This is a genomic window from Microbulbifer maximicatervae (SeqCode) (assembly GCF_052467225.1).
In genome coordinates this window covers 2,051,399-2,066,694 of sequence record NZ_CP174303.1, presented here as the reverse complement: position 1 = coordinate 2,066,694, position 15,296 = coordinate 2,051,399, and the positions used below count along the sequence as shown (strand labels likewise).

Annotated in this window: 9 protein-coding genes; 5 read left to right on the top strand and 4 right to left on the bottom strand. The window is 48.2% G+C overall.

The window, feature by feature from the left end:
- Window positions 1–82: 82 nt before the first annotated feature.
- A complete protein-coding gene (locus ACJJIZ_RS08995) occupies window positions 83–3,742 on the bottom strand; it encodes a BapA/Bap/LapF family prefix-like domain-containing protein (RefSeq protein ID WP_444915911.1) in 3,660 nt (1,219 codons plus the stop codon).
- Between the two features lie 275 nt (window positions 3,743–4,017).
- Between ACJJIZ_RS08995 and ACJJIZ_RS08990 the strand changes: the two genes are divergently transcribed.
- Both ACJJIZ_RS08990 and ACJJIZ_RS08985 read left to right on the top strand, forming a co-directional pair.
- Window positions 4,018–5,577: a carboxylesterase/lipase family protein gene (locus tag ACJJIZ_RS08990; protein WP_444915910.1), complete on the top strand. Its 1,560-nt coding sequence runs from the start codon at window positions 4,018–4,020 to the stop codon at window positions 5,575–5,577.
- A gap of 10 nt (window positions 5,578–5,587) precedes the next feature.
- A complete protein-coding gene (locus ACJJIZ_RS08985; protein WP_444915909.1) occupies window positions 5,588–6,136 on the top strand; it encodes a histidine phosphatase family protein in 549 nt (182 codons plus the stop codon).
- A 42-nt stretch (window positions 6,137–6,178) separates the two neighbouring features.
- Here ACJJIZ_RS08985 and pepN read toward each other — a convergent pair whose 3' ends face one another.
- Window positions 6,179–8,830 (bottom strand): aminopeptidase N, encoded by a 2,652-nt coding sequence (pepN, locus tag ACJJIZ_RS08980; protein WP_444915908.1) that lies wholly within the window; start codon window positions 8,828–8,830, stop codon window positions 6,179–6,181.
- Between the two features lie 497 nt (window positions 8,831–9,327).
- Between pepN and ACJJIZ_RS08975 the strand changes: the two genes are divergently transcribed.
- From ACJJIZ_RS08975 to ACJJIZ_RS08965, 3 genes are all read left to right on the top strand, one after another.
- Complete coding sequence (locus ACJJIZ_RS08975; RefSeq protein WP_444915907.1) at window positions 9,328–12,318, top strand: intermembrane phospholipid transport protein YdbH family protein; 2,991 nt, start codon at window positions 9,328–9,330, stop codon at window positions 12,316–12,318.
- A 181-nt stretch (window positions 12,319–12,499) separates the two neighbouring features.
- Entirely contained in the window at window positions 12,500–12,694 is a 195-nt protein-coding gene (locus tag ACJJIZ_RS08970; protein ID WP_282931815.1) for a YnbE family lipoprotein, read from the top strand.
- Between the two features lie 10 nt (window positions 12,695–12,704).
- Entirely contained in the window at window positions 12,705–13,031 is a 327-nt protein-coding gene (locus ACJJIZ_RS08965) for a YdbL family probable chaperone protein (protein ID WP_282931814.1), read from the top strand.
- 92 nt (window positions 13,032–13,123) lie between these two features.
- Here ACJJIZ_RS08965 and rpoS read toward each other — a convergent pair whose 3' ends face one another.
- Both rpoS and ACJJIZ_RS08955 read right to left on the bottom strand, forming a co-directional pair.
- Window positions 13,124–14,170 (bottom strand): RNA polymerase sigma factor RpoS, encoded by a 1,047-nt coding sequence (gene rpoS / locus ACJJIZ_RS08960; RefSeq protein WP_444894557.1) that lies wholly within the window; start codon window positions 14,168–14,170, stop codon window positions 13,124–13,126.
- 199 nt (window positions 14,171–14,369) lie between these two features.
- Window positions 14,370–15,131 carry a peptidoglycan DD-metalloendopeptidase family protein gene (locus ACJJIZ_RS08955; RefSeq protein ID WP_444915906.1) on the bottom strand — a complete coding sequence of 254 codons (762 nt, stop codon included), beginning with the start codon at window positions 15,129–15,131 and terminating at the stop codon, window positions 14,370–14,372.
- Window positions 15,132–15,296 lie beyond the last annotated feature (165 nt).

Sequence of the window (15,296 nt, the reverse complement as noted above, 5' to 3'; positions counted from 1 at the left end):
TTCGTAGAGTGGCTACGAAAGTCTAGCCAAAAAAAACCGGGCCTTGCGGCCCGGTAAATAAGTTAATTAAAGGCTATCTGATCTAGGTGTCACTCAAGCCATTTTGTTGCCACATATCTCCAACAGGATCTTCAAACGCCGCTGCATTATCTGTCGCTGTCAGGGCATCAGTGCCACCAACCATGCCACTGGAATCTAAGGTCGGGCTCACACCCTCCTCATTTCCACTCGACTCAAATACCTGAGCATCTTCACTCGTTGACTCAAGTAGCTCATCGATTGACAGGTTAGAACCGGCACCCAGCATACCTTCGCCCGCATCTGCAGTAACGTCGATATCGAGGAACCCATCAGATCCAACGGTTGAATCAGAACCGATATTGATGATGGTGATATCAATATCAATGTCGATATCAAGGTTGATATCTATGTCGATATTTATATCGATGTCTACATCGGCATCAGCGTCTGCATCAGCATCTGCATCAGCATCTGCATCTGCATCTGCATCTGCATCAGCGTCTGCATCCGCGTCTGCATCCGCGTCTGCATCCGCGTCTGCATCAGTGTCAGCGTCTGCATCTCCATCGGGCACCCAAGCGAACAACGCATCGGACGACGTTCCAGCTTCGCTATCGAGAGCTTCTACATCGCTGTCTTGAAGTTCACCAGGCTCTTGCGAATCCGATCCGATATTGATGATGATAATATCAACGTCAATATCAATATTGATGTCGATATCAATATCAATATTTATGTCGATATCGGCATCGGCATCGGCATCGGCATCGGCATCGGCATCGGCATCCGCATCAGCGTCGGCATCCGCATCCGCATCCGCATCCGCATCCGCGTCAGCATCCGCATCAGCATCAGCATCAGCATCAGCATCAGCATCAGCATCAGCGTCAGCATCGGCATCGGCATCGGCATCGGCATCGGCATCGGCATCGGCATCGGCATCGGCATCAGCATCGGCGTCGGCATCCGCGTCAGCATCCGCATCCGCATCCGCATCCGCATCGGCATCCGCGTCGGCATCAGCATCGGCATCGGCATCGGCATCGGCATCGGCATCAGCATCGGCATCAGCATCGGCATCGGCATCGGCATCGGCATCGGCATCGGCATCGGCATCGGCATCGGCATCGGCATCGGCATCGGCATCAGCATCGGCGTCGGCATCCGCGTCAGCATCCGCATCCGCATCCGCATCCGCATCCGCATCCGCATCGGCATCCGCGTCGGCATCAGCATCGGCATCGGCATCGGCATCGGCATCAGCATCGGCATCAGCATCGGCATCGGCATCGGCATCGGCATCCGCGTCGGCATCCGCGTCGGCATCCGCGTCGGCATCCGCGTCGGCATCCCCATCGGGCACCCAAGCGAACAACGCATCAGACGGCGTTCCGGCACCGCTATCGAGAGCTTCTACATCGCTGTCTTGAAGCTCACCAGGCTCTTGAGAATTTGATCCGATATTGATGATGATAATGTCAACGTCAATATCAATATTGATGTCAATATCAATATCAATATTTATGTCGATATCGACATCTGCATCAGCGTCGGCATCCGCGTCGGCATCGGCATCGGCATCGGCGTCGGCATCAGCATCCGCGTCAGCATCGGCATCCGCATCGGCGTCGGCATCAGCGTCAGCATCCGCGTCGGCGTCGGCATCCGCATCCGCATCCGCATCCGCGTCGGCATCGGCATCGGCATCGGCATCGGCATCAGCATCTGCGTCGGCATCAGCATCTGCGTCGGCATCAGCATCTGCGTCGGCATCAGCATCTGCGTCGGCATCCGCATCCGCATCGGCATCGGCATCGGCATCGGCATCGGCATCGGCATCAGCGTCGGCATCGGCATCGGCATCCGCATCCGCATCCGCATCGGCATCCGCGTCGGCATCAGCATCCGCATCCGCATCAGCGTCGGCATCTGCATCGGCATCGGCATCGGCATCGGCATCGGCATCGGCATCGGCATCAGCATCAGCATCAGCATCAGCATCAGCATCAGCATCAGCATCAGCATCAGCATCAGCATCAGCATCAGCATCAGCATCAGCATCAGCATCGGCATCAGCATCTGCGTCGGCATCCGCATCTGCGTCGGCATCCGCATCCGCATCCGCATCCGCATCCGCATCCGCATCCGCATCCGCATCCGCATCAGCGTCGGCATCGGCATCGGCATCGGCATCGGCATCGGCATCAGCGTCGGCATCCGCATCTGCATCCGCATCTGCATCGGCATCCGCGTCGGCATCAGCATCCGCATCCGCATCCGCATCCGCATCTGCGTCGGCATCAGCATCAGCATCAGCATCAGCATCAGCATCGGCATCGGCATCGGCATCGGCGTCAGCGTCGGCATCCGCGTCAGCGTCGGCGTCGGCGTCGGCGTCGGCGTCGGCGTCGGCGTCGGCGTCGGCGTCGGCGTCGGCGTCGGCGTCGGCGTCAGCGTCAGCATCCGCATCGGCATCCGCATCGGCATCGGCATCGGCATCGGCATCCGCATCAGCGTCGGCATCTGCGTCGGCATCGGCATCTGCGTCGGCATCCGCGTCGGCATCGGCATCGGCATCGGCATCGGCATCGGCATCGGCATCGGCATCGGCATCGGCATCAGCATCTGCATCTGCATCGGCATCGGCATCGGCGTCGGCATCCGCATCGGCATCAGCATCAGCATCAGCATCCGCGTCGGCATCGGCATCCGCATCGGCATCGGCGTCGGCGTCGGCATCGGCATCTGCATCTGCATCTGCATCTGCATCGGCATCGGCGTCGGCATCCGCATCGGCATCAGCATCAGCGTCAGCGTCGGCATCCGCGTCGGCATCGGCATCGGCATCCGCATCGGCATCGGCGTCGGCATCCGCATCAGCATCAGCATCGGCGTCGGCGTCGGCATCCGCATCAGCATCAGCATCAGCATCGGCATCGGCATCGGCATCGGCATCAGCATCAGCATCAGCGTCAGCGTCGGCATCCGCGTCGGCATCGGCATCGGCATCGGCATCAGCATCAGCATCAGCATCAGCATCAGCGTCAGCGTCGGCATCGGCATCGGCATCCGCATCTGCGTCGGCATCCGCATCGGCATCGGCATCGGCATCAGCATCGGCATCGGCATCCGCATCGGCGTCAGCGTCGGCGTCGGCGTCGGCGTCGGCGTCGGCGTCGGCGTCGGCATCAGCATCCGCGTCGGCATCAGCATCCGCGTCGGCGTCGGCATCCGCATCCGCGTCGGCATCAGCATCTGAGTCAGCGTCGGCATCAGAATCAGGAATAAAAAAACGATCGCCGTTATTGTCATCGTCATCACTAGCCGCGACAGCTATAACAACAACTCCAAGGGCAATTAATGCTGGAATCCACCAAGAAAAACCGGGATTGGCCGGCGCTGGTGCGGGATAAGATGCACCACCAGCCGCAGCAAAGGCGGAGATTAAGTCTCCATTAGAAGCTAACATAAGAGGCTCTTCAGCCCCTGTTAGCACTAGCTCACTATGGTCACCTTCTTCATCTAACAGGTAAAACCCTGAAATAATGATGATTTGACCGGACTTTAAAACAATAACAAGGTCTACTCCGTCCTTGGAAAAAGACGCAATATCCTCAGGATCTGCGGGCATTTCGACAAGACCAGGAGAGGTCAAAGATAGCCCCTCCAGTGATCGCTCGTCGATTGAGCCCGTGGATTTGTCAAAGATTTTCGCAATCATGCTCTCACCAACTTCAAACGGTGCAACTTCCTAAATACACAGTTCATGGCCTGAGCTTAAAGACGGAAAATACCCCACTTTGAGCCCATCCGTGACTAGATTCACTAATACATAGCCTTACTAATTTCCCTCCATAAAAAAACAATTACGCCAGTACGTTTTTACGCGCACTACTTTTGTATGGACGTAATTCAAAACGTTTTCAAGGAGGAGTTAGGCAGCGGCAGGAGAAAAACAGTTTTCGTGCTAACTTCAGCAAGATTAGGAAGTTACAAATGACTACAGACCCGGAAATTGGCAGGCACTTAAACAAAAAACCTACCCCCGTTGTTGATACGCCTGCCGGGCCAATCATCGGAACCACAGATGAGGAAACTGGCGTATATAAATTCTTGGGTATTCCCTACGCTCTCCCTCCTGTAGGGAATTTACGTTGGCTACCACCGCAAGAGTTAGACCGCTGGAAAAATCCTTTCCAAGCGCATAGCTTTGGTTCACCAGCAGCGCAAAACTCATCCGCCCTAATGGAAGTTCGAGATCAAAACGGGAATCTTCCTGAAAGGGAGGAATGCCTCTATTTGAATGTATTCTCTCCCGCAATGTCGCAAGGAAAAAAGCTGCCAGTAATGTTTTGGGTTCATGGCGGCTCTTTTTACATGGGATCAGGATGCCAAGAAATTTACAATGGTAAATACTTGGCAGCTAGCGGTCGGACAATTGTTGTCACTATAAACTACCGTTTAGGCGCCCTGGGATTTCTGCGCCTAAAGGATATTAGTGATATACCATCAACCGGCAATGAAGGGCTTTTAGATCAAATAGCCGCCCTACAATGGGTTCGGAAAAATATCTCAGCATTTGGCGGAGATCCAAACAATATCACTCTTTTTGGCGAATCAGCCGGGGCAATGAGTATTGCCTCCTTACTTGAAACTCCACAATGTAAAGGCCTTATACGGCGTGCAATTGTCCAAAGTGGGCACCCAAGAGCCTCTCACTCCCAGCAAAGCGCTAACCATGTTGGTAAGACTTTCATTCAACAATTTGAGAAAATCTCTGGTGGCATCTCACTAAAAAATTGTCCGACCAAACTTCTTCTGAAAACCCAAAAAGCAATACTCTCTGACACTTCTATGACAGCAAAATGGGGGCAACTGCCATTTAAACCTGTCGCAGACAGGGAACTTTTTTCCCCTGAAAAAAAGCTCTCCCCGACACACCAAACATCCCTTTTGTTAGGGAACAATTTGGAGGAATGGAATCTCTTCAGCGCGATAAACCCTGAAAGCTTTAACATGAACTACCGGCAAATATGCACTCATCTCGAATGGCTTATCCCAGAGTCCGAGTTAAAGCCCCTACTCAGACATTACTATCAACTAGCAAAAAAAATGACAGACAATCCCTGGCCAGAGTGGAGTCGAGCCTGGAACCTTTTGCTCACTGATATGGTATTCACCTTGCCTGGGCTGAGACACCTACAAAGTCATCAGGGGGAAAACTATCACTATCACTTTGCACAACCTCTCGCTGCACAGCCTTTACTAGGGGCCTGTCACGCCGTTGAGCTTGGCTATGTATTTGGAACCCATAGCGATCAGTCCTTGAAAACACTATATGGTGCTGAAGAAAACCCCCATTTATTAAGTGCCTCAATGCAACAAGCTTGGCTGAATTTTGCTGAAACAGGGAAACCCGGCAATGATTGGCTAGAGTTTTCAGGAAAACACAGTAAGCGATTTGGCAATCATCCCTCAGCCAGGGCGTTTAACTCACCAGAGCTTCTCAGTTTATGGCAACATATACCCGACGATAGGTTGAATGGTTATCTTTAGGTTGGCATAGATGGCAAGAATTTTTTTAATCAGGCATGGAGAAGCAGCGAAAGGGGAGCACATCCCCGATCCAATACTCACAAACGAAGGTTACAAGCAGGCAGAAGAGCTAGCCCTAAAACTTTCCACACTCGAGAAAGTTCAATTAATAAGCAGCCCCAAACTCCGTGCACAGCAAACAGCAAAGCCCTTGGCCGAAGTTTGGGATATAGAGGTTGTAATTGAAAATGCAGTGACGGAAATACCTACACCAGAGGAAATACCCAAAGCTCAACGCCTAACCTGGTTACGAACATTACTTACTGGAGAGTGGGACCCCTGCGACAGAGAACAAAAAGATTGGCGTGATGGAATAATCAGGTATTTGGAAAATCTTTCAGAGGACACCTTTATCTTCTGCCATTTTATGGTCATCAATTCAGTTGTTGCACATATCCGGAACCACCAAAAAGTACAACAGTTTAGGCCCGATTACACTTCAATCACTGAGCTAAAAAATGATGGAAACAAGCTACATTTAGTCCAGCTAGGCGAAGAAAAAGAAAACAAAATTCTATAAGAAAATGGGGTATGTGCAGCATACCCCAAGCGGGCATTTATTTTAAATCAAGCTTTTGCTGACTACCTCAAACAAATCCTTAGATAGGTCTCCCGAATCAGCAACCCTTTGCAGGGCAACTTTCATCTTCTCACCCAGGCTACCAGAGTATTTTTTCCAACGTGTGATCGGTATAACCAGCCTTGCTGAAATTTGTGGATTTAGCTTGTCCAAGGCCAGAACCTGATCGGCAACAAACTCAAACCCGCTACCATCGCTCTTATGGAATTGCTTAAAATTACGATTAGCAAAACCACCTATTACAGACCTTACTTTATTGGGGTTTTTCATTTCAAAAGCAGGGTGATTCATAAGTGCACGAATATTTTCCAATGTACCGCGCTTGGGACTACAACTCTGCTGACCCAGCCATAGTTCTACTACTTGAGTATCGGTTTTCCAGCGCTCATAAAATTGTTCAATCAACCCCCTGGCTCGGTCTTCCGGTGCATGATTAATAATAACAGCGAGAGCCGCCGCACTATCTGTCATATTACTAGCGCTCTCAAACTGAACCTGGGCTATATCTAACGCCTCCTCAGTTTCTGTTATGCAGATATAGGATAAACAGGTATTTTTAAGTCGTCTTTGCGCAATATCTAACGCATTCGGGCTATAGGGCTTTGTGGTATTCAATTCTAGATAGCGTTTGCGAAATTCATCAAATAATTCACCTGCAATTACCTTCTTTACAAATTCCCTCGCAACAATTATTGCTTCCGCATCAATAGATGATGACTCTTCAGCGATAAACTGCTCACTGGGCAATTGCAAGATCTCTGCGACCAGCGCTAGATCGAGATCAACATCCTGTAAAACCTCTTTATAAGCACTGATTAAACTTGGTTGTACCTGTAGTTCCTCACCTTTACGAAAAGCCACCTGAAGCTCACACAAAGCATTTAATGCTAGGCGCTGACTTGCATCCCAGCGGTTAAACGTGTCCTTATCCTTGCTCATTAAAAATTGAAGCTGCTCATTGCTATAATTGTACCTTATTTTTACTGGAGCGGAGAAGCCTCGCAGCAATGAGGGTAAAGGCTTCTCCGCAAGTCCGGAAAACTCAAAAGATTGCTCATCTTCTGTTAACTGTAAAACAGTTTCAGTATCACCCTGCTCATTGAGTACAAGCTCTGCGCCATCAGCCCCCAGCAATCCAATTCTTATTGGTAAGTGGAAAGGTAACTTCTCTTCCTGACCTGGCGATGAAGGGCAAGACTGGCGAATAGTTAGACTATAAGTGCCATCAGTTTCATTAAAGCTATCTGTCACATCAAGTATCGGCGTGCCTGCTTGGCTGTACCAGTTGCGGAATTGCTTCAGTTCAACCTTGTTAGCATCTTCCATCGCCTTGACGAAATCTTCACAGGTTACCGCGCAACCATCGTGCTGCTGAAAGTACAAGTCACTTCCTTTGCGGAACCCTTCTGCACCTAAGAGTGTATGAATCATCCGTACAACTTCCGCACCCTTTTCATAAATTGTCAGAGTGTAAAAGTTTGAAATTTCTATATAAGAATCTGGCCTGATAGGATGAGCCATAGGGCCGGCATCTTCAGCAAACTGGGTAGTACGCAAAAGGGATACATCTTCAATACGCTTAACCGCTCGGGAATTAAGATCAGCGGAGAACTCCGCATCACGAAATACGGTAAAACCTTCCTTCAGACTCAACTGAAACCAATCCCGGCAAGTAACCCGATTGCCGGACCAGTTGTGAAAATACTCATGTCCTACAATAGACTCAATCCGCTGAAAAGCTGAATCCGTTGCTGTTTCTGGGCTAGCGAGCACACAGGCCGAATTGAAAATATTCAATCCTTTGTTTTCCATAGCCCCCATATTGAAATGATCAACAGCAACAATCATAAAGATGTCTAGGTCATATTCCTTTCCGTAAGTTTCCTCATCCCAACGCATCGCATTTTTAAGTGAGCGCATAGCATGATCACATTTCCCAATATTTTTCGCTTCCGTAAAGATCTGTAACTTAACCTTTCTACCAGAGGCTGTTGTGAAGCTATCTTCCACATGCTCCAAGTCCCCGCCTACCAACGCAAATAAGTAAGCCGGCTTGGCGAATGGATCTTCCCAAGTTACAAACTGACGACCATCTTCATATCTACCCCTTTCAACTTCATTGCCATTTGAAAGTAGTACTGGGTGGTCCATCGGCGCGACGATGGTGGTGGTAAATTTGGACATAACATCCGGCCGGTCAGGATAGAAAGTAATTTTTCTAAATCCTTCAGCTTCACATTGAGTGCAATACATACCATTAGAGAGATATAATCCCTCTAGAGATGTGTTTTCCTCCGGATTTATCCGATTGCGGATTTCCAGCAGAAATTCCGGTTTCTCTACAGGGATAGACAGGCCCTCAGGTAGAACCTGATAATCAGATGTAGACAACAAAACTCCATCCAAAGAAACCGAAAGTAATTCCAGCTCGACACCATCCAGCACTAAAGGCGGCAGCCCTGCACCCGCTTGCGGATTTCTGCGAATATTCAAACGAGATTTGACCAAAGTTGCCTTGGGTTCCAGCTCAAAATGTAAATCAGTAGCATCCACCAGGTAATCTGGTACTTGATAGTCTTTCAGGTAAATGGTCTTTGGCTGGCTATCTTTCATTATTGAAACACCTTCAGTCATTCTATGCCCTTCCGGGGCAGTATGAATTCGATTAATTGGACCAACAATATCGTTACCCGGGCTAATACTATTTATCACCCAAGTTAAAAACCGGACTATAGCTTCCCAGCGCGATTGGTGCCACGCATAGATAAGTTAGATTAATACTTGCCCTTGCAGCCTTGCCCACCCGGCACTCTTGGCACGTCTGCCTCCACAAGCACAGTGGTAACAGCGACGGAGAAGGCAAAAACTATCAGTGCGCCACCTTAAATAGATTAAAGCTATATAATAGTGGTCGATTATATACCCATATAGAGCACTTACTGTCTGCCCTACCCCACAGCACAGTAGATACTGACCAACATGGTGAGAAATTGCAGCCAGTATAATTATCCAATCTGGTAAACTCGTCATAAGGTAGAAGTAAGGAAATAAAGTACTCCTACTTCGCCCTTTCGTAACGAATAATAGATTTAAGTTTGAGCTAATCTCTTGCGGGAATTCCGAGGTTCAGTGTGCGTAAACTCCGTATCTCCATCATAACTCTATCTTGTTTTTTAGCTGCCCTCATAGCAGCTAGCTGGTGGAAAAAGGATATCGTTGCCTCTCAGCTAATCAATATTTTCTCAGGAGAGGTAGTTATTCAGGAGCTGACAGGACTACGACTGGGTTTTAAAGAAGTTTCGATCCAGGAAGTTCGCCTAAAGTCCAGTGTAAATAGCATTATCCTCCTTGAGGGAGTAAAAATTGTCTATCCTTTCCATATTATTTATGACCGAGATAACACTCAAAAAATTGAACTATCAATAGAAAAGCTAACCAGGAGCATGGAAGCTGAAGATATCGTTACCAAAGCCCATATCGACGAGCAGCTCCCGGAAAATAATGTCAAGACAAGTAATACATTATCGTTAAGTGCCCTAAGCCAAAGTCTAACCCGCTTTTTGCCAGGCAAGATATCCGTTAAGCAAATAGTACTCGATGGCCAATTGATTGGCGGCCCACTAAATATAGCTCGCGACAGCACAAAAATTCATGCCGAAACTCCCCTTAAACACCCCCAGTTTGGCGAGCTTAATTTATATTTTGAGGCTTTTTTAGGTTTGTCAGAAATCAAACTAAAACCCAGAATACTAACTAACAACTCAAAGATTCTGTCTGAAGCTGATATAACTATTGCTAAACTAGAAACTGACACATGGATTTTAAACAGTGAACTTGTATCAGAGCTGGAATCTATAGCCCCACTGATAGAGATATTTGAACCTAAAGCTAGCTCCACAACTAAGTCGACAGTATCAGGCAAAATTATAGCTACCACCGCAATTAGCTTGCCAGACAATCTGCTATCCATTTCAAGCTACCGAGAAATTGACATTCAACTTAATGGCAATGATCTAAAGGCCACAATCCCATACGCTCAACTAAACTCCAATATAGAAGCCCAATTATCTATAAGTAATCCAATAAAAATAACACTTGAATCACTATTTCCATTTAAACCTCGACATATCAAGGGGAGTGGCGAGCTTGATATAGCTTTAGGTACTGATAAAAACACCAATACCCCGCTATTAAGTGCGGACTTTAGCTCGAGCACATCGGCGACATCTCCCGAATTAGATATCGAAGGTACTTTTCATCTAACAAGTGCAAATACTATAGTTAATTCCCCCCTATATCTCAGACACTTGCCAGCACTACCTATAGATAGTGTTAATGGAGATGTGGCATTTAAGGGTAAACTTCAACTAAGTTCGCTTAACAACATTAACTCTCCAGAAGTAAATAGCTTTCAATTAGAATTGATACCAAACCAAACTATTCAATTGGATATTTCAGCTCCCACATCAGGAAAAAACTCGCCTTTAATTACTACCGGATTACATCAGAGCAAGATTCAGGCAAGCATTAAAGATCTTATCTCCATTACAGGTGATCTGACCAATCCCAACAAAAGACATATTAAGGTCGAACAAGGATCTCTAACTGCAACAATCCAAGGCTCCAATGGGGACTCGACAGTACAGTTAACCGCTAGCGACATACAATGTCACTTCTCTGATATCAGCGCCTGTAACTTTGAGCTGAAGACAAAGGTACCCCAACTTCATGAGCGACCCAGAGAATTAGCAGTTACCAATCTGAGCTCAACGGCCAAGGCAAAGATTGAAAGCAATCTTAAAGGTCAAAACTTTACTCTAGAGAGCATTAAAGTATCTGGAGAAAAAATAGCAACCAAAACATTTGCGGCTGACAGAGTAAACTTAGATATACCAAGAGTACACTGCGAAGTAACAGAACCTACAATCTGCACTCTCCCAGAAATAAGCAGTCAGTTTGGAATTATCAACACCGAGCAATTTTCCCTTTCTGGAGACCTCAATTTTCTTGATAGTATTGTCACCATCAAAAATGGTGCTGCAGCGCTGGACAGTGAATTTAATAGTATCAATTTAGAGATTGAGACATCGGAAAAGTACAAGGTTAACCCTTCAGCCAAAGGCAAGCTATCCCTGCAACACAATAAGCTAACAAGTCATAGTCAAATTAAAGCAGGTGCAATTAAAATTGATTTAAGCGGCTCTTACGACTTATCAAAATCCTCAGGTGGAGTTGAATTTTCCGTTCCTGAAGTTACCTTTAGTACGGATCGCTCTCTAAACGATACGATCCAGGGGCTTCCCCTCAATATCGTCTCGGGCAGACTTTCTGCCGGTGGTTCTGTGTCTTTGCCCTCCCAGTCCAAAGACAGTATCCATGTTTCATTGGACGATATTGCAGCAACCTATAAAGATAGTTTTGCCACCGGAATCAGTGGAGATCTAAAAGTAGAAAACGAAGATGGGCACTGGATCACACCTACACCATACCCACTATCGATAGAATCTATTAACGTGGGTTTACCAGTGAAAAATGTCCAGTTATCACTGCAACTGGATAAACAGAAAGATATTACATTGCATAATTTTTCTGCTGATTTTTTGCAAGGCAAGGTTACTTCATCAGCCCTTATTTGGAATCTCGCTGAAGAGACTCGAAAAAGCATTGTACATGCACAAGGTATTTCTCTAGGGGCTTTAGCTCAGGAGACGGACTCAGAGAACTTTGAGGCCAGCGGGCTAATTAATTTGGAAATCCCCATTGTAACGGGGCCTGAGGGTATCACTGTGGAAGCCGGCCACCTTCAGGGTGAAGCTCCAGGCGGACGCTTGCGCTACTACGGAGCCTTCTCTCCGCAGATGCTGGCAAGCAACCCCCAACTCAAGTTGATAGCCAATGCATTGGAAGATTATGAGTTTCAAACACTAGAAGGCAGCATAGACTATCCAGCCAGCGGAGATCTCCAACTACAGCTAAAGCTGGTTGGTCGAAGTGAGGCTATCGATTCTGATCGAGACCTGGTGATCAACCTGAACCTTGAAAACAATATCCCAGACATGCTGCGCTCATTGCAAGCCAGTCGTGATTTGACTGAAACCCTGGAAAAGCAGCTGGACCAATAGGTCAGGAGTGAAGTAGCCTTTATTGGTATGTACAAGCCTGCTTGGTTCATTACCGGTTAAGGTTGACTCAATAAAATACTTGGGTCTGCCGGCATCCAACTCACCTGCTGAACCAGGCAGGTAACACGGGCTAGGTACAAAAAGTAAAAGGGTACCAAAGAGGTACTGTGAGGAGTGTCAGATGAAAGCCAGCCGACTGATTCCTATGGGGCTGCTATACGCTATGGTTGCTACAGGGTGTACACCCACTGTAGCGGTAAAGGCTCCCAGTGAGCCAATTACAGTAAACCTGAATGTGAAAATTGAGCATGAAATTCGGGTCAAGGTCGACAAAGACCTGGACAACCTGTTTGAAGACAAGGAAGGGATTTTCTAAGGAGGCAAATATGAAGACATTAATGAAAGCCTTTTTGGCACTGAGCTTATTAATCGCCCTGCCTGCAATGGCAATTTCCCTAAATGAAGCCAAAAGTAAGGGCCTGGTTGGTGAAGCCAATAGCGGATACATCGCTATCGTAGATGCCAGCTCACCAGAACTGGAAAAACTGGTCAAAGAAGTGAATGCCAAGCGAAAAGCTGCTTACGCTCGAATCGCTGAACGCAATAAAATTGATATAGCCCAAGTGGCAACACGCGCCGCTGAAAAGTTGGAAGCCCGCTTGTCACCCGGAGAATACTACCAGGACAACCTGGGACGCTGGGTAAGGAAGTAACTCATAGCCCGAAGACTTCAGCTCAGTAAGAAGAGATGATAAAAAACCCCACAGCCAGAAACTGGCAGTGGGGTATTATCAAGGAGTAGAGGCTACAAATTGCCAAATAGTGAATGCCCGTCGAGCCCCTGCTTCTCCATAACCTCTCTTAAACGTTTCAGTGCATCCACCTGTATCTGCCTGACCCGCTCCCTGGTGAGACCGATTTCACGCCCTACTTCTTCCAGGGTGCTCGCTTCAAAACCGCGCAAACCAAACCGCCTAGAGACCACTTCACACTGTTTGTCAGGTAACTCTCCCAACCAGCGGTTGATGCTGTCAAAAAGGTCCCTGTCCTGTAAAAGCTCTGCTGGGTCAGATTCCTGCTGATCGGGGATGGTATCTACCAAGGTCTTCTCAGAAGAGGGCCCAATGGGAGTATCTACAGAAGTAACCCGCTCATTGAGCCCCAGCATACGCTCGACATCTTCGACTGGCTTCTCAAGGAGGGTGGCAATTTCTTCTGCAGATGGCTCGTGATCCAGCTTTTGCGCCAACTCTCGAGATGCACGCAAGTACACGTTTAACTCTTTCACGACATGGATGGGCAGGCGTATGGTCCGGGTCTGATTCATTATGGCCCGTTCTATCGTCTGACGTATCCACCAGGTGGCGTAAGTGGAAAAGCGAAAACCTCTCTCTGGATCAAACTTCTCAACTGCTCGAATCAGGCCCAGATTACCTTCCTCAATAAGGTCCAGCAGTGCCAAGCCTCGGCTAACGTAGCGGCGAGCAATCTTTACAACAAGGCGAAGATTGCTCTCGATCATTCGTTTTCTTGCCGCAGCATCTCCACGCAAAGCCTTGCGCGCGTAATACACCTCTTCTTCTGCGGTCAATAGGGGGGAGAATCCAATTTCATTGAGATAGAGTTGAGTAGCGTCGAGATTTTTCTGCAAATGGCCATCGCCATCCAATCTACAAACTCTACTTTTCTCTGCCTGGGAGGGTGCGGAACTCTTTTTAGCCGCAGATTTCCGCGTGCGACTAACACCTGCTTCAGTTGAACCTAATTTCTGCTCATCATTTTCAACGTCTAACTCAGGAGGAAAGTCTTCTGCCTGGCCAGTCACAGACTGGTCTTGCCGTTGTGCTTCCATTTCCCCTGCTCCTTGTACTTTGCCAATTTCAGCCGCACAACACACTCGGACATTGATAACACAACTATCAATGCCGCAGGTATGTGGCGACAGCCACTGAATCGGCTGACCCTGGGATGGCCACGATTACAGTGACTACCTCAAGTGGTACTAGTTAAAAGTCCATTTTTATTTGCAGAGCTTTACTGCGGCCGTGAACTTACGGTAAGTAGGCAAGAGGGTCTACTGGCTGACCGTTTTTGCGAATCTCAAAGTGGAGCTTGTTGCGGTCGGTACCACTCGAACCCAGTTCCGCTATCCTTTGCCCCGCCTTTACCCTGCTGCCCTCCTTTACGAGCAACCGGTGATTGTGTGCATAGGCACTGAGGTAAACCTCGTTGTGCTTGACGATCAGCAGCTTTCCATAACCTCTCAAGGCGCTTCCTGCGTAGATCACGGTGCCATCAGCCGCTGCCAGTACAGACTCACCCTTTTCACCCGCGATATCAACTCCCTTACGCAATGGGTCCCCAGAGCGGAAGTGACTAATCACTTTCCCCTTGGCGGGCCAGCGCCAGTTGACCGATCCGCTCCGGCGAGATGCTGTTGATTGGCGCTTTGGGCTTGGTGTTAAAGATTTTTTAGCAGTGGTCGTTTGTGTTGTTTTCGGTTTAGCTTTTGCGACTGGCACTTTTTGCTTCTTTTGCGTGCTGGCAGTGCTCTTGGTTGGCACTGAGCCCGTCAGCCTGATTCTCTGCCCAGGATATATTTGATAAGGGGAGCGGATACCATTTATCGCCGCCAATTGGCGAAAATCCTTGCCGTAACGCCAGGCTATCGAATAAAGGGTATCCCCTTTACCAACCGTGTGGTGGGTAATTTTGATACTCGGGGGCTGGCGTAGGGAGCTTGAGGGAGCCTTGTGGCTGGAACAGGAGGAAACGGCCTGCAGCAGAACCAGCAAGCCTAATATTTTAAACACCCCCCACAAACAATGACCGATTTTAGGGAGTTTGTTCCGCCAACATCGGCGCTCAAGAGGTTGCAAAAGATGACATTCCATTATTCTCTTTTTACATCAGACCACGGCATTTATGGAAAAAGTGTCTAAAGAAAAGCTCCAAAAATCTCTGGAAAAGTTTGATAA